Consider the following 18,494-nt stretch of genomic DNA (forward strand, 5'->3'; position numbering starts at 1 on the left):
GGCGGTGGGCATGGTACATTTTGTCATGGCGGCTGATGCGGTTGATTCTGGTGTAGGAGCTTGAATTATAACCGATTTTCAGCCGCTTTTTTCATGCCCGATGCAATATCCGGGCTAGGATCCCGGATAAAACAATTACGTTTACAAGCCAAGCTCAGCAAGGCGGCCTTGGCAAGAAAGGTCGGCGTATCCGATGTGTCGATCTCCTACTGGGAGTCCGGCACCATTAGACAGATTGGTCACGAGCGACTTCTTGCGCTCGCCGGAGCGCTGGGGTGCAGCCTCGAGGATCTGCTGGAGGCCCCCACTCCGATTCCTCATCCCCAGCGCGTCCTCTATATTCAGGCGTATCAATCGCCACCCTGGTTGCAGAGAGCGGCGCCGGTCACGATACTCGGCGATATCCCCGTGCCGAACCTGAGTGGAGATTGCCATCTGGTCACTCCAGCATTGGGAGAGAAATTCGACTTTATCGATACCGGCGATCTGGCCGCAATGCTGCCGACCAATACATTCGTGCAGGATGGGTTATATATACTCGAGCGCTTCGGGAGATTGATCGTGCGTTATCTGGCTCGCACGGACAATGGCGATATCGATATCAGCGATGAGTCCCGGCATCTGGAAAGCGCACCGGTGAGCAATCTGCCCTACAAGCCACTCGGCCACGTACGTGCGCTATGGCAACTTACCGATATCGATGCCGAAACGTTCTACAGTCAGTAGTCGCCTAGGGCCTGTTGACGTTTCTTCAGGGCCGCGACAGAGATTCATTGGGTGCAGAACAAGGCGTGAGGAGCATCGTTGGGTTGTTTCCAATGAGCGACGAACAACGCCGTGCTGATCCCAATGGACCCTGTCCCTTCGGGTTGCGCGCCAATCGCGCATAAAAGTAGGCCCGGCCATTTCTGACCGGGCCTTGCCGAGCAAAGGGCTCGGCGTGACGGAAAGTACTCGAATTCCTTGGCATCCAAGGCTTCCTGCCTAAACTGCCTCCATTTCCATCATGATCATCCTGATCACGCACGTCCTGTGCTTGCAACCATTCAATGGTTACTGCTTTCCGTTCGAAAAACTCCAGTTCCTTATGTCAAAAGTGTGCTATTCCGTGCAAGACAGACACCTGATGGTGTCCATATGCTCTCCTTGGCATTCTTTCGGTAACCTGGAGCGCGAAGTAAGCTTTTACACTTGCTTCTAATGCAATGCATCCTGCAAGCAAATCGAACGACTCCTTCATTCGATGAGAGGCATTATGTCGCATAAAAATCGAATTCGACTTAACAGGAGTTAATCATGGACGAAATATCATGTCAGTTATTTGCGGCATTTTTTGTAAGCTATTTCCTACAAAATATGCGTAAAGGATAATGTCTGCCTCGGAAAACATAGCAAGACATTCTCGGACCAATGCAACACACCGCATAGTACGATGCGTCTGTTTTACATCCATGTGATAATGAGCGGATATACCCTCGAATGACTGGCTCAGCAGCATGACGCCTCTTCACACTGATACAATATCCGACGCGCGTATCGCCCGACCCACACTGGATAGAACCTTTTCCGTCGCGCCGATGATGGATTGGACCACCCGGGACTACCGGGCCTTTGCCCGCACGTTGACACGTCATGCCCTGCTCTACACGGAAATGGTCACTACTGGCGCCATCCTGCATGGCAGTCCCCGGGAACGCTTTTTGGGCTATAGCGATGTCGAGCATCCCCTGGCGTTACAGCTGGGCGGCAGCGATGCCGGCGAGCTTGCGGAGTGTGCCGCCATCGCCGAGTCCTGGGGCTACGACGAGGTCAATCTCAACGTGGGCTGCCCAAGCGATCGGGTGAAGAACAATCTGATCGGGGCCTGCCTGATGGCGTACCCCGACAAGGTCGCGGCCGCCATCAGGGCGATGACCGCAGCGGTGGACATTCCCGTAACGGTGAAATGTCGCATCGGCATCGATGCCCAGGATGAGGATGCAGACCTTGAGCGCTTCATTACCGAGGTCGCTGAGGCCGGTTGCGATACCTTCATCGTACATGCACGCAAGGCCTGGCTGGAAGGGCTTTCTCCCAAGGAGAACCGGGACATTCCTCCACTGAATTATGCTCGCGTGCAGCGGCTCAAGGCAGCCCACCCCGAACTGCACATCGGCATCAATGGCGGTTTGAAAACCCTTGCTGCTTGCCAATCGCAGTTGGAGCACGTGGATAGCGTCATGGTGGGCCGAGAAGCCTATCAGAACCCGTGGCTACTCGCTGCGGTAGATGAGACCTTCTATGGCCAACCGGGCCCGGCACGCACTCGACACGAGGCAGCTCTGGCACTACGCCCTTACATTGCACAGCGCCTGGAGGAAGGCGCCAAACTCAACCATGTGACCCGTCATCTGCTGGGACTGTTTCAGGGTTGCCCGGGAGGAAGGCGTTTCCGCCGTCACCTGTCCGAGAACGCGCACCGCGAGGGAGCCGATTTGCAAGTCTTCGACGATGCGCTTGGATTGGTAACACCTGTAATGGATAAATCGGTCGTCGCTTGAAGTTCAGACGCGTTTACACGGTTTCCAGGGTCGGCTCAAAGTCTTGCTGGAAAGATTCGACCGCGCTTTCCGCCTCCTCGATGGCATCGAAGCGGGCTACATGGAACAGCGCCTCACCTTCATTGACCAATGGCAGATTGCTCATGCCAATGACGATTCCATCGGCATTGGCGATGACTTCGCCTTCTGCGTTGCCGAAAGGGTCCGCCACCAGACCCAATAACTGGCCCTTGGCTACCCGGGCACCAAGCCGAACCCGAGGACGGAGGATGCCATCTCCCGAGGCCCTCGCCCAACTCGAGCCATTAGCGATTTCAGCGGACCTTGGTCTCGCACGCTTGCGACTCGGCGCCAGCATTTCGAGTACACGCATTACCCGTAGGATGCCACGCACCCCCGGGGCGATCGACCATTCGTCGAAACGCAGCGCTTCGCCGGCTTCGTAGGTCAACACCGGTACACCCCGGCTCTGGGCGTAGGCACGCAGACTGCCTTCCCGCAATTCCGCATTGAGGATCACCGGCGCACCGAAGGCATCCGCCATGCGTGCGGTTTCAGTGCTGGAACCCAGTTGTGCGCGAATCTGAGGCAGATTGGTGCGATGAATGGCGCCGGTATGCAGATCGATGATATGGGTGGCGAGATCCACGATTTGCTCGCGAAACAGCGCAGCCACCCGGGAGCCCAGCGAGCCCGCCTCGGCGCCGGGAAAGCAGCGATTGAGATCGCGTCGATCCGGCAGATAACGGCTGTGCTGCACGAATCCGAAGACATTGACGATCGGCACGGCAATCAGCGTGCCGCGCAGTCGACGTAGCGCAGACGAGCGTAACAAGCGTCGCACGATTTCCACGCCATTGATCTCGTCGCCATGAATGGCGCTGCAGACCAGCAAGACCGGTCCGGGCTGGCGACCATGCACGACCTCCACCGGGATATGCAGCGGCGCATGGGTATAGAGTTTGGCGACAGGAACATCGATCTGCGTGCGAGTGCCGGGCGAAACGCGCACACCCGCGAGTTCGAAAGGGGCTTGGGCCATCACGGCTTCCTTTGACAAAACAGCGTTTTCTTTATACGCCGTGATGCGCTCGATGACGACCCTTTATCTTACTTTCTTGCCAAATTCGACTGAAGCAATCGATTGATCACTGCCGAATCGCCTCTAGCTCGAAGATCAACTCCACCTCATCACCGACCATGCCATTGTCGACGCCATAGTCCATGCCCCATTCGCTACGCGCCAGCGTGGTGCGCGCGGACAACCCCAGCGTGTACTGCTTATGGCCGAAGGGATATTTTTCCGCCTTGTTGAGGGTGACGTCGAGACTCACTGGATGCGTTTCGCCCAGCATCGTGAGATCACCGGTCAGCATGCCCTGGGTATCGCTTTCAGCGCTGAAATCGGTAACCTCGAAAACGATCGAGGGATACTCCTGCGCGTTCAGAAAGTCGTCGCTCAATACATGCTCGTCGCGCTTTTCATGATCGGTGAAGAGGCTCGCGGCGGGTATTTCCACCCGCCCGGACGAAAGTGCCTGGGTCTGCTCGTCATAGACAAATTCACCCTCGCCTTCCAGAAACATGCCAAGTTGCTTCTGGTAGCCGATATGATCGATCAGGAAGCCGATCGAAAAGTGCTCGGGATCGATGCGATAAGTGTGCGGTTCGGCCTGAGCCGGTAACGCCCCCCACAGGAGTCCACCCGTGATGGTCACCACCGATAGGGTGCTGCGTAGTGCGATAGACATGTCAAGACCTCCCGAGGGCTGGCTATGGTGATGGTGTACGCTTCTGGGCCGAAAGCCAGCGTATATCCACCAGGAACGACAACGACAACAGCAACAATGACAATGCGGTGATGCTCGAGGCCATGGTGCTCGATGTTAAGGGGAGCAACCCACATAATAGCGACAGTGCCTGCCATACGCAGATGATCTTGCGTCGCTGGCTCCTGGGCAGCTCCCGGGTAAGCCACGGCCACACCCGACCGCCCAGGATGAAGCCGTACCGCATCAACCCGATGAGCAACACCCAAGGCCCCACCTTGTCGAGAACGATCAGCGCCAGGCACAGCACCAGAATGAAAAAGGCGTCCAACTCCATGTCGAAGCGTGCCCCGAAGGCGGTGGCTGAGCGGGTCAATCGCGCAATCCATCCATCCACACCATCGAGAAGCAACGCGCCGAACGCCAGGGTCGCCATGACGTCGGGGTGACGCGACATGAAGTCCGGAAAGATGATGGCGCCTGCAAGAATCGCCACGAGCATGCCCCGCAGCAATGTGACCCGGTTGGCCCAGCCAAGCCACCGGCGCGTGGGCGGCCAGGTCTTGAGGACCATCACTATCATGGTCAAGTACACCACACCGGCGCTCACGCGTAGCCCTAATGGCGCGGCCAACCAGAGCAACACCCCTTCCAGCAACCCCACGAACACCACCAGGGCGATGACGCATTCGACGAGAGTTAACGCATTGAGGTGGCCATACCCCTTTGCCTGTGCTGATACCTCTCGACGGCTATTCTGCATGCTGCACCTCTTGTGGGTTGTACTTGATGACAAGGCGATGAAAAGATTCGAAGCTCCACGGGTGAACGTTGATTTTGACAATGCTAAAAAACTAATCGAATGCTTATGAAAACGACAACCCTTGATGCCTGTTGCATGAATGTGTATTCATACAATATTTATACAACGATTGAACAATAAATGTACTCAGGAGTCGAATACCTGTAGGTCGATAGCGATGGGTCGGCATACATCCACCTCTTTTCAACACGTCCTGAAGGAAACCGCCCGAAGGAAACGCCATGTCTTCAATCACCGCTAAAGCCTTCTGGACCCTGGCCCCGAGACGCGGCGCACTACGTGACGAGACGCTATCCGCACCCGGCCCCGGCGAAGTGCTGATCCGCACCCGTTACAGCGCTATCAGTCGAGGCACCGAAGGGCTTGTCTTCAATGGACAGGTGCCCCTGAACGAACGTTCACGCATGCGGGCGCCTTTTCAACAAGGCGATTTCCCCGGCCCCGTCAAATACGGCTATGCCAGCGTCGGAATCGTCGAACAAGGGCCCCTGCATTTATTGGACCGCGCGGTCTTTTGTTTATATCCCCACCAGGATCGCTATGTCGTACCGCAGAGCGCAGTACTGGCTCTGCCAGGCGAACTGCCCCTCGAGCGGGCAGTGCTTGCCGCCAATATGGAAACCACCATCAATGGTTTGTGGGATGCCGGCCCTCGGGTGGGCGATCGCATCAGCGTGATTGGCGCCGGCGTGGTAGGCGCGTTGATTGCCTATCTATGTACGCAAATTCCCGGCACACGGGTACAACTGATCGATATCGCACCGCAGCGAGAGACGCTCGCCCGCGCCCTGGGGGTGCCCTTCTATCCTCCAGACCAGGCCGAAGGCGACAACGACCTGGTCATCCACGCCAGCGGTGCGCCGGAAGGGCTACGCACAGGGCTTGCATTGGCGGGGCAAGAGGCCACGCTGATAGAAATGAGCTGGTTCGGCCAACAGGAGGTGTGTTTACCACTGGGTGAGGCATTTCACTCTCGACGCTTGACGCTGCGCTCGAGTCAGGTCGGCACGGTGGCGCCGGTGCGTAGCCCGCGCTGGGATCATCGTCGTCGTCTGGGCCTCGCCCTCGACCTGCTGCAAGATGCCCGCCTGGATGCGCTCATCAGCGGCGAAAGCACTTTCGAGGCTCTACCGGAATTGATGCCACGCTTGTTGGATGGTGCCAACGGCGTACTCTGCCATCGAGTGGCTTACCCACAAACGGATAACGCTGCACAAGGAAATTAGTGTCATGTTCAGCCTGACAGTTCGCGATCACTTCATGATCGCCCACAGCTTCAACGGGGATGTCTTCGGTCCCGCCCAGCGCCAGCATGGGGCTACCTATATCGTGGATGTCACCTTCAAGCGCCCGACTCTGGACGATGACGACCTGGTCATCGACATCGGCCTGGCCAGCACCGCGCTTGGCGACATACTTGCGGAGTTCAATCTGCGCAACCTCGATGAAATCGCCGAGTTCCAGGGTCGCAACACCACGACCGAGTTCATGGCCAGGGTCGTCTTCGACCGCCTCGCCCAAGCCATCGATGAGGGTCGTCTCGGCCCGGCAGCCACGGGCTTGACCCATATGGGCGTGACGCTGCATGAATCGCATATCGCCTGGGCGAGCTACGAGGGGACACTGTGAACCATTCGCTGACGCTTATCGTGGCGGGTAATCCCGCTCAGTTCACCGGTGGTTACATCTACGATGCCCGCATCGTGACGGCACTGCGTCAACGCGGGTGGGAAGTCGAGGTCATCGGTCTCGAGGGTCGCTTTCCCGAACCCGATGCAACTGCCGCCGAGGCCCTGGAAAAGGCGCTGGATCAGCAACCCGATGGCGCCCGCGTGGTCATCGACGGCCTGGCCCTGGGCGGTTTGCCCGAGGTGGTCGCCGTGCATGCAAAACGCCTTGAGTTGACTGCCCTGATTCATCACCCCCTGGCGGATGAAACCGGTCTCGACCAGGCACAACGCACCCGCTTCCTACTGAGCGAGACCCGGGCCCTGGCCGCCGTCGACCAGGTCATCGCCACCAGTATTTTCACTGCCCGGCGTCTTGCGGATTTCAATGTCGCCGCCGAGCGTATTGCCGTCATCGAGCCCGGCGTCGAACCTGCGCCGCTCTCGTCGCGTAGCAACAAAACAGCCCAGCACAGCGGTGACAGGCCCCCAGAATGCCAGCAACTGCTCTGCGTGGCGACCGTCATTCCCCGCAAGGGGCAGGACATTCTAATTGATGCCTTGGCTAAACTGCGGCATTACGACTGGCAGTGCGACCTGATCGGCGCCCTCGATCGCGACCCACAATTTGCTGAGAAGGTGACCACCCTCATTCATGATCACAATCTCACGGATCGCATTCAACTCCTCGGGGAACGGCCATCGGAAGCGCTGAAAACGGCTTATCACAACGCGGACCTTTTCGTTCTGCCGTCGCTTTACGAAGGCTACGGCATGGTGATCAGCGAAGCCCTGGCACACGGCCTGCCGGTCGTCACCACCACTGGTGGCGCGCTGGCCCATACCCTACCCCAGGCGGCCGGATTGGGCGTACCACCCAACGATACGCAAGCCATGACAGAAGCCCTGCGCCGCTGGTTCAACGAGCCCGACCTGCGCCAGCGTCTGACCCAGGGCGCCCATCGCGCGCGCGACAACCTGACAGACTGGCAAGCCGCTGGGGATGCCTTTTCCAAGGTGCTGTTAAGTGATTCATCCGGCGCAGCCAATCGCGGTATGACGAACGAGGTGGCCGACTCATGAATCAGCCCGCTCCCGGCAGCACCTTCGATACCGACTGGCTGAGCCTGCGAGAGAGCGCCGATGCCGCTGCCCGGGACGCTACGTTGACCGAGCACGCCAGACGCTACTTGATACAACGACAACAGCCTCAGCGCTCTTTATCGCTTATCGACCTGGGCAGCGGCGGCGGCAGCAATCTGCGCTTTCTGGTGTCGCGCCTGCCTGGTCCCCAGCACTGGCGCCTGATCGATCATGATGCCGCGCTGCTCGATAACGCCACCTTTACTGAAAGGCCGCTACGCGATAGCAACGGCGACCCCGTGGTCATTCAAGCGGATTGCCGGGATCTTGCGGGTCTTGAAGCCGACTGGCTGTCGGGATGCGATCTGGTCTGCGCCTCCGCGCTTTTCGATCTGGTGTCCCTGGAATGGCTGGAGCGCCTGGTAGCCGCCTGCACAACGCAGCAAACCGCGGCACTGTTCACCCTGAGCGTGGACGGCGAATGGGCGTTTGTCGATCGCGACGGTCAATTTCAAAACCATCCTGAGGACCGCTGGATTCGTCATCAACTCATCACTCATCAACGACGCGACAAGGGCTTCGGCACCGCCCTGGGCAGTCAAGCACCCCCGGCGCTGGAACAGGCCTTCAGCCGGCGCGGCTATCATGTGGAAAACGCTCCCAGCCCTTGGCGGCTGGCCCCCGGTCTTCCTGATACTCAAGCGCTAGGACGCGCCTTGATCAAAGGCTGGGCCACTGCCGTGCACGAACAATCGCCGGGTGAAAAGCAGCGCATGGAACGCTGGCTGAGTCGGCGCCTGGCGCAACTGGATGAGGGTGTTCTGGGGCTTGAGGTCGGCCATGTCGATCTGCTTGCTTATCCTGCCGAGTCAGCCTCGAAGGGCAGCGAGCAATGAGACCACCGGGCGCCCATCTGTGGATTCGTTTGCTGGCAAGCCTTGCACTGATGGGGGCTCTCGTCCTGTGGCTGGACACCTCGGTCATCCTTGCGGAAATCCAGGGGTTATCGCCCTACTGGGTGGCGCTGGCACTGATCTTGACCCTGCCTCAGGTCCTGATCTCCGCCTGGCGTTGGCGACTCACCGCTCGCCTTCTGGATATCCGCTTGCCCTGGCGGGCAGCCCTGGGCGATTACTATCTGGCCACCTTCCTCAATCAACTGCTGCCCGGCGGCGTCATGGGCGATGCCGCCCGCGCCTGGCGCCACGCCCAGGCCAGCGGTCAACGTGCGGCGGCATTGCGCGCCGTCATCATCGAGCGCGCTTCGGGGCAACTGGTGCTCGCTGTCATGGCTTTAGCGACGCTTCTTTCGCCGATCTGGCATCAACCCTTGGGCAGGTTCTTGAGTGCGCTATCAAGCGGCGGTTCGGACCGAGGGCTGCCGGAGGAAATCGGTGTCTGGCTTGTCGTGCTCGTGGTGCTGCTGGCGCTAGGTCTGGCGCTGAAACGAATCATCCTGAAGCCCCTGCAGCGACTCAAAAGGGTCTTCAGTGATCTGTTCAAAGGGCTTTTCAAGGGACTGGGCCGTGATCTGCACCGCACGCTGCTGAGCCACCAGGCCTGGCCACGTCAGTTGCTGGGCTCAGCGCTGGTAGTCGGTAGCTACGTGGCGGTGTTCGTGTGCGCTGCCCAGGCCATCGGTAGCGAGTTGCCTCTATCCACCCTACTGGCGCTCATTCCACCGGTGCTGCTGGCCATGGCCATCCCGCTGTCCGTGGCCGGCTGGGGGCTGCGTGAAAGCGCGGCGGCGCTGGTGTGGGCCGGTGCCGGTCTTGCCCCAGCCCAAGGCGTGGCGGTATCGGTGACCTACGGCCTGCTGGTATTGATCTCGAGCCTGCCCGGCGCACTATTTCTAGTGCGCCGCCGCTCCCGGCGCCTCGTCGGCGCCGAGCAGCAGATCGAACAGCGTATCCTCACCACAGGGAAAGGTTCTGGCCCGAGGGCGCAGCGCCTGATCGAGGGTCGCGATCGGCGTCAGATCGAGACCGGGGCGACCGGAACCGATCAGCAACGGCGCGATCAGCATGTGCAGGCGATTCAGCACGCCGGCCTCGAGAAAACGCGAGATGGTCACACCGCCGCCCTCGATCAGCACCCGTTCGAGCCCTCTCGCGCTCAGCGTCTCGAGCACACGGCGCGGATCGAATCCCACTTGGCCCACGGGCAGCACAATGCGCTCGACATGACTGGCGAAGGTCCCCGTGGCGGTGGCGTCCTCTCCGACCACATGCAGTGTCGGCGCCTCATTGGATTGGAAGACATGACGAGCACTGCCGAGTCGCCCTCGCGGATCGAGCACCACGCGCACCGGATGCCGCCCCTGCACATGCCGCACGTTGAGCTGGGGATCGTCCGCCTCGACGGTACCGGCGCCCACCACTACCGCATCGACCAAGGCACGCAGGCGGTGCAGATGTATCCGGCTCTCGAGCCCGTTGATGTAATGCGAGGCACCACTCTGGGTGGCGATGCGACCGTCCAGACTCTGACCGAGTTGGGCGATCGCCAGCGGCGCGACTCGTGCCACCAGCGGCAGCAGGCTATCGAACAGATATCGCACCTCGTCGGTGACACTTGCCCGACACGTCCAAACGCCCCCCGGCAAGACACGCAACCCCGATTCATCCGCCACAAAGGGCCTGGAAGATGACCAGTCATGATCGCGAGCAAGGCACAACAGGTGCCAGGCCGTGTCGATGTCGAGACAGGAGACGCACATCAAGCTTCTCTCACTTATCATTTGAAGGGTGTGAACAATCATCATGCGCAGCCCCATGAGTAAGCACAACCTCGCAACACAAGGAGATGTCATGCACCAGGTCGAACGAGCTATTTTCGATATTCGTCGCGGGCTTCCGGTGCTAGTGCGTGACGATGAACAGGATGTTCTCGTCCAGCCCATCGAGAGTCTCGATGACGGCATCCTGGAGCATCTTATCGCCACGGCAGGTGACGCCCCGGGCTTGGTGCTCAGCCGCCACCGCCTGGCCCTGCTGGGTGAGTCGATCAATGGCGAGTCTGCCCGGCTGCCGCTGGACTCGGCGATGCTGAACGCCGAACGCCTCCATGAACTTGCCTTTGGCGTGGGCCCCACCGTCGTTCTGCAAAACATTGTTCCCACCACCCGCGCCGATCATGCCGCCCTGACATTGATGCGCCGAGCGCTGCTGATCCCGGCGGCGCTTACCGCGCGAGTAGCCGATGAATCTCGCCAATCCGTCGAGGCATTGGTCGCGCGAGGGGAGCTGCTTGCTGTGGCGGCGGACGATGCGGAGCGCTGTTTCGATGCTGCCGGTGGTCTACTCAAGCGCGTCAGCGAAGCACATATCCCGCTGGCAGAAGCCATCGATAGTCGTTTCATCCTGTTCCGCGAGCCGGACGGGCTACGCGAGCATGTCGCCATCGTCATCGGCGACTCCTCCGCCTGGCAAGATGCGGTGCCCTTGCGCCTGCACTCCGCTTGTTTGACCGGCGACCTGTTTGCCAGCCTACGCTGCGACTGTGGCGAACAACTGCGCAATGCGGTGGCCGATATCGACGCCATGGGCGGCGGTGTATTGCTTTATCTCGCCCAGGAAGGACGCGGCATTGGACTCGCCAACAAGCTGCGTGCGTATGCCATGCAGGATGACGGCCTCGACACCGTGGATGCGGATCAACACCTGGGCTTCGGTGAAGATGAGCGTCGCTATGGCGTGGCGGTGGATATGCTCGCGTCCCTGGACATTCAACGGGTGCAGCTGCTCACCAACAACCCGATCAAGATCGCCGCGCTGATAGAAGGCGGCATCGAGGTCACGGATCGTCAGGCGCTCTATGGCCGCCTGACCGAACAGAACTATCGTTATCTGAATGCCAAGGCCAAACGTGGCGGGCACATGCTCGATGCAGTACTTGAAAATCACGAACGGCTTGGAGGCAAGTGAAAGTCGTCGATGCCCAAGGACCGGGTTTCCTCGATGAGCGCCGCCAGCAGCGCGGCATAATGCTCGACTAGCTGTGCGCCAAGGTTGGCATCGGCTAGTCGTGCATTACCTACCACTCCATCAGGATGCAGGTCCTCCGCCAGCCAGGCGAAAGCCGCCTCCCCCTCCGGCCCCAGCCATTCTCCGCGGGCGGCCATCGCCTCACCCCGTGAGGGGGGATGGCCGATATGCACCTGTCGCACCTTCTGGGGGGCCAAGTGCAACATCATCGCGGTTTCCAGCGCCCCACCATGCAGACCATGACGCAGCTCTTGCTGCGGTAGCGCTGCCGTGGGTGACGAAAAACGCATGTAATGGGCCTTCACCACCAGCATGCCCCAGCGCTTGCGCAGCTTGAGGGCCGCAATATCCGCCACCGCTTTGTTACCGCCGTGACTATTGAGCAGCACCAGACGACGAACCCCGGCGCGAGCGATGGAATCGCCGTAGGCTTCGATCACTGCGATGGCGGTCTCCGCCGGCAGGCTCAGTGTGCCGACGTAACTGGTGTGCTCCTGGCTGGCGCCCACCGCCAGCGCAGGCAACGCAAGCAGTGGGAAAGACGCAGGCAATCTCTCCATGGTCGCCTGCAAAAGCCCCAGACCGATATCCAGATCCGTGGACAATGGTAAATGCGCACCGTGCTGCTCGATGGCCGCCAAAGGCAACACGGCCACACTGTCTTGGCCGATGGCCTGCTCGAGCTCTGGTGAACTCAACTCCTGCCAATATCGATAAGGCGTAACGGGATCCGTCATGATGGCTCCAGATAGCGGATGAATGACCCGAGGGAATCATACCCCGGAGCAATCGTCTTGCTAACCAAGATGGGATTCTCCCTCTCAGGACTGGCAACCTCCCTGGCAATCAAGTAAAAACAACGCGTTCATTGCACGTCCCTTGTTTACCCTCTGCCCGCGCTTTGCCCGGGCATGATGGCGGCAACATCCTTGGAGTTCGATCAGATGCTGGAAGTCGTTTGCCTGTCCTTTGCCCTGGTATTGGGCTTGATCGCCCGCGGTTTCGGCCTTCCGCCCTTGATCGGCTTTCTCGGCGCCGGTTTCCTGATCAATTCCCTCGGCGATATCGTGGCACTGCCGCCCTCGACGCCGGAGGTTCTCCACTACATCGCTCACCTGGGCGTATTGCTATTGCTGTTCAGTGTCGGCCTCAAGCTCAAGCTCAAGAGCCTCGTTCAACCCGAGGTCATCGGGGGTGGACTGGCGCACTTCGTGGTCACGGTGAGCGTATTCGCGATGGGCTTGCACTGGCTTGCCGGTGTCGATTGGGCCAACTCGTTGATCCTGGCCATCGCCCTGGCTTTCTCAAGCACTGTGCTGGCGGCCAAGAGTCTCGAGGAACGCCGAGAACTGCGCTCCTTTCATGGGCGCGTGGCGATCGGCATCCTGGTCATTCAGGATCTGATCGCTTTGGGCGTGCTGGTGTTTTCCATCGGTCAAGTGCCCTCACCCTGGGCGCTACTGCTGCTCGGCCTGCCCTTGCTGCGGCCGGTACTTCATCGCTTGATCGATGCCTGTGGCCACGACGAACTGCTGATGATGATGGGGCTGGTGCTGGCGCTGGTCATCGGCGGTGCGGGTTTTACGGCCTTGGGGCTATCCAGCGAGGTCGGCGCCCTAGTGCTGGGAGCGCTGATTTCCCAGCACCCTCGCGCCCAGGAAATCGGCAAGTCCCTGTGGGCGCTCAAGGAACTGTTCCTGGTCGGCTTTTTCCTCGAAATCGGTATGTCGGGACTACCAGATTGGCACTCCTTCGGCTTTGCCTTGGCGTTCGTCGCCTTGCTGCCGCTCAAGGCGGCGCTGTTTTTCTTTTTGCTCCTGTTGTTTCGCCTGCGGGCGCGCAACGCCTTCGAGGCCGCTGTCAATCTCAGCAGTTACAGCGAATTCGGTCTGATCGTGGCGGCCGCCCTGGTACCGGATGCACTGGTCGGGCTGGCCATGGCCGTCGCCCTGTCGTTTCTGGTGGTGTCACCGTTGCAGCGCAAGGCACACTCTCTGTTCGGAGGGATCGAGCCCTGGCTCACTCGCTTTGAGACCCACGATTGGCACCCGGACGAACAACCCGCCTCGCTGGGGGACGCCCAGGTACTGGTCATCGGCATGGGCCGCACCGGCACGGCAACCTATGACCGTCTGCGTGAAGACGCCATCGCCGTGATCGGTATCGATGCCGATCCCAGTCGCGTCGAAAGTCATACCGCCCAGGGACGACATATCGTCTACGCCGACGGCGAAGACATCAGTTTCTGGAACGCCCTGACACTCGACGGCATCAAGGCGGTGGTTCTGACCCTCCCGGATGCACAATCTAAAATCTTTGCGACACGACAATTGCGCAGTCACGGCTTTACGGGGGCCATCGTTGCGCATAGCCTTTACCAGGATGAAGCGCACTCGATCCATCTTGCCGGTGCCGACCAGACGTATCTGACCATGCATGAAGCAGGCCTTGGGCTGGCCGAGCATGTGCGACAGGATGAAAACATCAGGCGGCAGGCAACGTGATGATTTCTTGAGTGCCGTTTCGTTCTCGTTCAGCGTTTACTCACGATCGTCACGCAGGCCGTGACAAGATTCCCAGGAGAGAAGCTTGAACCCCGAAGCACCCCCAATTCCCCGCACCAGTGAAGAACATCTGCGCCGGGTAGGCGTCGAGATCGAGTTTGCTGCCATCGCACCAATGCGTGCGGCACAGCTGGTGCAGGAACATTTTGGAGGTACCCTCGAGCATCTTGATCCGCACCGCCTCAAGGTCATCGATAGCCGCTGGGGCGACTTCACCATCGAACTCGATTCGAAATACGTCCACCCGGATCACAAGGTGATCGAGAAAAATGCCCTCGAGGATAACGAATGGCATCACCTGCGCAGGGAACTTCATCAGCGCACGCGCCGACTGCTGGGCGATGCGGTGGCCGGCATCGTACCCACCGAAATCGTCTGCCCACCTATCCCATGGCTTGCGCTCAACGAACTCGATGCCCTGTTCGATGCTCTACGTCTGCAAGGCGCGCGGGACACTCGAGATAGCCTGCTGTATGGCTTCGGTCTGCACCTCAATCCCGAGGTGCCTTCCTTCGAGACCGATAGCCTGTTGGCGCACCTGCGCGCCTACATGATCCTGGCGGCCTGGTTGCGCGAAGAGATCGATATCGATATCACCCGGGAAATACTGCCTCACGCCAACCCCTTCACCAAGGAGTATGCGCTGAAGGTACTCGATCCCGATTATTCTCCGGATCTGGACACCCTGATCGACGACTATCTCGTCGCCAATCCGTCGCGCAACCGCGAGCTTGATCTATTCCCGTTGTTTGCCCATCTGCGTCCGGACCACCCCAACCCCCTGCTTGCCGATGAACTGGTCAAACCCCGACCAACCTTTCATTACCGCTTGCCCAATGCACAGCTCTCACAGCCGGATTGGAGCGCGGTTTCCGAATGGAATCGCTGGGTCGAGGTGGAGCGCCTGGCGGCGGATACCGAGCTGTTGGCCGAACGCAGTGCAGCCTATATCGACTATTACCAGCGCTCGCCGATGTCGCATTGGCTGGAGCGTCTAAAGGAGTGGATGAAAGCCTCATGACACGGCCACGGATTGGCATCACGACCTCAGACCATAAAAGCCTGCTAGCCTGGTGGTGCGATTGGCTCGCGGTATGGCGGGCCGGTGGAAAGCCGGTGCGGCTCTCTCCTTCGCGCTCCATCCCCGACGATCTCGATGGCCTTGTCATCGGCGGTGGTGACGATATCGGCGCTCATCTCTATGGCGGCGAGGTACAGCTCGACGTGCGCGTCGATCCTCAGCGCGATACTCTGGAGCTGTCGCTGTTGAAACGACTCTTGCCCAGTGACTGTCCAGTACTGGGGATCTGCCGCGGCGCCCAAATCATCAACGTGCACCTGGGCGGTTCTCTGGTCAGCGATATTTACACCTCCTACGAGCACATCAAGAAGCGTCGCACGGTGCTGCCGCGCAAGACCGTCGACATCGTCGTCGGTAGCCGCTTGCACGATCTGCTCGAGGTCAGCTGGTGCCAGGTGAACAGCCTGCATCATCAGGCGATCAATCGCGCCGGCCGCGGCATCACTATCGTTGCCAAAGATCGAGACGGTCTGGTGCAGGGGATCGAGAGTCGCGATCATCGCTTTCTCATCGGCGTGCAGTGGCACCCCGAATTTCTGATCTTCAATCGCCCACAGCAGCGCCTGATTCGAGGGCTGGTCCAGGCCGCCGACGACTATGCCATGAGCCGTCAAACGACTTGCGAAGGCTGACGCCAAAAACGACGACGCCGACCACTTGGTCGGCGTCGCAGGCTGCATGATCGAAAGGATCAATTTTCCAGGGTGGCGTCCAGGGTAATCTTGGCATTGAACAGCTTGGACACCGGGCAACCTTCCTTCGCCTTGTTGGCCGCCTCGTCGAATTTGGACTGATCCGCGCCGGGAATCTTCGCCCGAGTCTCGAGATGGATAGCGGAGATGGTAAAGCCGCTGTCGTCCTGTTCCAGGGTCACGGTGGCGTTGGTCTTGATGCTTTCCGGCTCGAGATTGTCCTCTCCCAGAATCATTGACAGTGCCATGGAGTAGCAGCTGGCGTGGGCTGCCCCGATCAGTTCCTCGGGATTGGTGCCCGCTTCCCCCTCGAAGCGCGTGTTAAAGCCGTAGGGGTTCTGCTTCAAGGCACCGCTTTCCGTGGATACTGTGCCCTTGCCCTTTTTCAGGCTGCCTTGCCATTCGGCGGATCCTTGCTTCTTGATGCTCATGACGTCTCCTTTCGCGAGATAAATGGATGGCCGAAGGACCATCCTGCTGCCTAGATACTGTAGACGATAGCGAGCCAGTCATCCTTGGATAGTGCGGATCGGCTGACTACTTACCCATTACTCTAGATGGCATTCAATGTCCGGACTTCAAGGGGAGTGCGTCATCGATCCCAGCAGCGAGCCTTTCGCTACCCATCTCGCGTAGTAGTGCCATATTGCGCTCAGGGATTCGCTCGGGATGAGCAAAACCGCTCAAGGCGCGCTCGATGCTCGCTTCGCGCAGCAGATGCAGCATGGGATAAGGCGAGCGGTTGGTGTAATTGGCGGGGTCATCTTCCTCCACGCCATCGAAGCAGTAGTCCGGATGAAAGCTGGCGAGTTGATAGACGCCCTCGTAACCCTGATCCCCCAGCAACGTCTCCGCCAGCCCCAGCAGGTCCAGATAGTCATCGAAATTCTCGACCCCTTGGGGCAGCACCAGCAAGGTGGTCTCGATGCCCGGATCGTCATCGAGGCGTCGGCACTCGTCGATCAGCGTCAGCAGCGCTGGTTCAAATGACTCTGCATCGGTTGTCGCGTAGCGGATGCTGCCGCGCTCCATTTCTCGCCGGGCAAAGGGGCAGATATCGTGGGTCACCACGAAGCGCTCGACCCAGTCTCGGGTCCGGCCAAGGCTAACAGCATCATCGATCATGAAGTCCCCCGTAAAGGTCAAAGAGGCGCGGTTCCGAGAAGAAGCGTGCGAACTAAAGAGAGTATAGCGAAGGGCAGCATTGAAAATTCACTCTCTAGCGACCAGAGTTCATTGAAGTCCTCTTTTCTGGTGGAGTTCTGCATGCCACACCAAGATATTCCTACAGTCACGCTTGCTGCCGATGGTGACCAGTCCGCCGTCGACCTCCCCGCCATCGGTCAGGGCACCTGGTACATGGGCGAGGGGCTGGCCACGCCCGAGGAGGAGGTTTACGCCCTGCAGCAGGGCCTCGAACTCGGCCTGACGCTGATCGACACTGCCGAGATGTACGGCGATGGCGGCGCCGAGAAAGTCGTGGGGCAGGCACTTCAGGATCGCCGCGACCGGGCCTTCCTGGTTTCCAAGGTCTATCCCTGGAATGCCGGTCGCGACAGCGCCATTGCCGCCTGCGAACAAAGCCTCAAGCGCCTCAAGACCGATTATCTCGATCTGTATCTACTGCACTGGCCCGGTGGTATTCCTCTGGAAGAAACCCTGGACGCCTTCGAGCGCCTGAGAGAACAAGCCAAGATCAAGCGCTTCGGGGTTTCCAACTTCGATGTCAGCGACATGCAGGCGCTTACCAATCTACCCGGCGACCGGCGCTGCGCCGTGAATCAGGTGCTCTATCACCTCGGCTCCCGAGGCATCGAGCACAGCCTGTTGCCCTGGCAGCGGGAGCACTGTATTCCCACTATGGCCTACTGCCCCATCGCCCAGGGCGGGCGCCTGCGTCGCGAACTGCTTGGCCATGAGACCGTCGAGGCCATTGCCAAGGAGATGAATGCCACCGCCGCTCAGGTGCTGCTGGCCTGGGCGATTCGCCCGGTCGATGGCGAGCGCGACGTCATCGCCATTCCCAAGGCAGTGCGGCCGGATCATCTGAAGCAGAACGCCGCTGCGTTGCAACTGACTCTGGATGATGATGCCCTGGCGCGGCTGGACAGCGCCTTTCCAGCACCGAAGAAAAAGGTATCGCTGGATATTGTTTAACGTCAGATTGTGTCTTGAACGTCTGGCCCTGCCGAGATTCTTTAACTGACATCGAGATATTATTTTCAACCCTCGCTTGATTAAGTGATGGTTCTATTGACGGCCCTACCGTAGGGCCATAAAAAACGAACA

The 18,494-nt window shown here is 59.6% G+C and carries 18 protein-coding genes and 1 pseudogene; 12 read left to right on the plus strand and 7 right to left on the minus strand.

Annotation, left to right across the window (positions count from 1 at the left end; all coding sequences use genetic code 11):
• Positions 1-93 precede the first annotated feature (93 nt).
• Together ACPF7Z_RS18440 and dusA are read left to right on the plus strand one after the other, a co-directional pair.
• Complete coding sequence (locus ACPF7Z_RS18440; protein ID WP_425194707.1) at positions 94-726, plus strand: helix-turn-helix domain-containing protein; 633 nt, start codon at positions 94-96, stop codon at positions 724-726.
• A gap of 770 nt (positions 727-1,496) precedes the next feature.
• On the plus strand, positions 1,497-2,540 hold the full coding sequence (gene dusA, locus ACPF7Z_RS18445) for a tRNA dihydrouridine(20/20a) synthase DusA (protein WP_425194708.1): 1,044 nt from the start codon (positions 1,497-1,499) through the stop codon (positions 2,538-2,540).
• 13 nt (positions 2,541-2,553) lie between these two features.
• On the opposite strand, the gene ACPF7Z_RS18450 is transcribed toward dusA, so the two are convergent.
• The 3 genes from ACPF7Z_RS18450 to ACPF7Z_RS18460 form a co-directional block, all read right to left on the minus strand.
• Complete coding sequence (locus ACPF7Z_RS18450) at positions 2,554-3,582, minus strand: succinylglutamate desuccinylase/aspartoacylase family protein (RefSeq protein ID WP_425194709.1); 1,029 nt, start codon at positions 3,580-3,582, stop codon at positions 2,554-2,556.
• A gap of 106 nt (positions 3,583-3,688) precedes the next feature.
• A complete protein-coding gene (locus tag ACPF7Z_RS18455) occupies positions 3,689-4,291 on the minus strand; it encodes a YceI family protein (protein WP_425194710.1) in 603 nt (200 codons plus the stop codon).
• A gap of 22 nt (positions 4,292-4,313) precedes the next feature.
• On the minus strand, positions 4,314-5,072 hold the full coding sequence (locus ACPF7Z_RS18460; RefSeq protein ID WP_425194711.1) for a CDP-alcohol phosphatidyltransferase family protein: 759 nt from the start codon (positions 5,070-5,072) through the stop codon (positions 4,314-4,316).
• Positions 5,073-5,353: 281 nt separating this feature from the next.
• Here ACPF7Z_RS18460 and ACPF7Z_RS18465 point away from each other — a divergent pair, with 281 nt between their 5' ends.
• From ACPF7Z_RS18465 to ACPF7Z_RS18485, 5 genes and pseudogenes are all read left to right on the plus strand, one after another.
• Positions 5,354-6,358, plus strand: a complete 1,005-nt coding sequence (locus tag ACPF7Z_RS18465; protein WP_425194712.1) for a zinc-dependent alcohol dehydrogenase — start codon at positions 5,354-5,356, stop codon at positions 6,356-6,358.
• A gap of 4 nt (positions 6,359-6,362) precedes the next feature.
• Entirely contained in the window at positions 6,363-6,761 is a 399-nt protein-coding gene (locus tag ACPF7Z_RS18470; protein ID WP_425194713.1) for a 6-pyruvoyl trahydropterin synthase family protein, read from the plus strand.
• Complete coding sequence (locus ACPF7Z_RS18475) at positions 6,758-7,882, plus strand: glycosyltransferase family 4 protein (protein WP_425194714.1); 1,125 nt, start codon at positions 6,758-6,760, stop codon at positions 7,880-7,882. Before ACPF7Z_RS18470 ends, ACPF7Z_RS18475 begins: the two co-directional genes overlap by 4 nt.
• A complete protein-coding gene (locus ACPF7Z_RS18480; protein WP_425194715.1) occupies positions 7,879-8,778 on the plus strand; it encodes a class I SAM-dependent methyltransferase in 900 nt (299 codons plus the stop codon). The genes ACPF7Z_RS18475 and ACPF7Z_RS18480 overlap by 4 nt, the downstream gene beginning before the upstream one ends.
• A pseudogene (locus ACPF7Z_RS18485) lies at positions 8,775-9,701 on the plus strand (lysylphosphatidylglycerol synthase transmembrane domain-containing protein); the annotation flags it as partial. The gene ACPF7Z_RS18480 and the pseudogene ACPF7Z_RS18485, both read left to right, overlap by 4 nt.
• Positions 9,702-9,734: 33 nt before the next feature.
• On the opposite strand, the gene ACPF7Z_RS18490 reads toward ACPF7Z_RS18485, so the two are convergent.
• Positions 9,735-10,805 carry a RibD family protein gene (locus ACPF7Z_RS18490; RefSeq protein WP_425194732.1) on the minus strand — a complete coding sequence of 357 codons (1,071 nt, stop codon included), beginning with the start codon at positions 10,803-10,805 and terminating at the stop codon, positions 9,735-9,737.
• Here ACPF7Z_RS18490 and ribA point away from each other — a divergent pair.
• Positions 10,693-11,808: a GTP cyclohydrolase II RibA gene (ribA, locus tag ACPF7Z_RS18495; RefSeq protein WP_425194716.1), complete on the plus strand. Its 1,116-nt coding sequence runs from the start codon at positions 10,693-10,695 to the stop codon at positions 11,806-11,808. The genes ACPF7Z_RS18490 and ribA overlap by 113 nt on opposite strands.
• Here ribA and ACPF7Z_RS18500 read toward each other — a convergent pair.
• Complete coding sequence (locus ACPF7Z_RS18500) at positions 11,784-12,605, minus strand: creatininase family protein (protein WP_425194717.1); 822 nt, start codon at positions 12,603-12,605, stop codon at positions 11,784-11,786. The two genes, ribA and ACPF7Z_RS18500, sit on opposite strands and share 25 nt — an antisense overlap.
• A 207-nt stretch (positions 12,606-12,812) precedes the next feature.
• On the opposite strand from ACPF7Z_RS18500, the gene ACPF7Z_RS18505 reads away from it, so the two are divergent.
• The 3 genes from ACPF7Z_RS18505 (at position 12,813) to ACPF7Z_RS18515 (ending at position 16,145) form a co-directional block, all read left to right on the plus strand.
• Complete coding sequence (locus ACPF7Z_RS18505) at positions 12,813-14,372, plus strand: cation:proton antiporter (RefSeq protein WP_425194718.1); 1,560 nt, start codon at positions 12,813-12,815, stop codon at positions 14,370-14,372.
• Between the two features lie 85 nt (positions 14,373-14,457).
• Positions 14,458-15,453: an amidoligase family protein gene (locus ACPF7Z_RS18510; RefSeq protein WP_425194719.1), complete on the plus strand. Its 996-nt coding sequence runs from the start codon at positions 14,458-14,460 to the stop codon at positions 15,451-15,453.
• The gene (locus tag ACPF7Z_RS18515; protein ID WP_425194720.1) at positions 15,450-16,145 is read left to right on the plus strand and encodes a gamma-glutamyl-gamma-aminobutyrate hydrolase family protein; all 696 of its coding nucleotides are present in this window, start codon (positions 15,450-15,452) and stop codon (positions 16,143-16,145) included. Before ACPF7Z_RS18510 ends, ACPF7Z_RS18515 begins: the two co-directional genes overlap by 4 nt.
• 59 nt (positions 16,146-16,204) lie before the next feature.
• Here the strand turns inward: ACPF7Z_RS18515 and ACPF7Z_RS18520 are convergent, their stop codons facing one another.
• A complete protein-coding gene (locus ACPF7Z_RS18520; protein ID WP_425194721.1) occupies positions 16,205-16,636 on the minus strand; it encodes an OsmC family protein in 432 nt (143 codons plus the stop codon).
• Positions 16,637-16,769: 133 nt separating this feature from the next.
• On the minus strand, positions 16,770-17,330 hold the full coding sequence (locus tag ACPF7Z_RS18525) for a DUF1415 domain-containing protein (RefSeq protein WP_425194722.1): 561 nt from the start codon (positions 17,328-17,330) through the stop codon (positions 16,770-16,772).
• 141 nt (positions 17,331-17,471) lie between these two features.
• On the opposite strand from ACPF7Z_RS18525, the gene ACPF7Z_RS18530 reads away from it, so the two are divergent.
• A complete protein-coding gene (locus tag ACPF7Z_RS18530; protein WP_425194723.1) occupies positions 17,472-18,362 on the plus strand; it encodes an aldo/keto reductase in 891 nt (296 codons plus the stop codon).
• The last annotated feature ends 132 nt before the right edge of the window (positions 18,363-18,494 follow it).

It is taken from the genome of Halomonas sp. GXIMD04776 (assembly GCF_049808615.1).
In the GTDB taxonomy this organism is placed as follows: domain Bacteria; phylum Pseudomonadota; class Gammaproteobacteria; order Pseudomonadales; family Halomonadaceae; genus Modicisalibacter.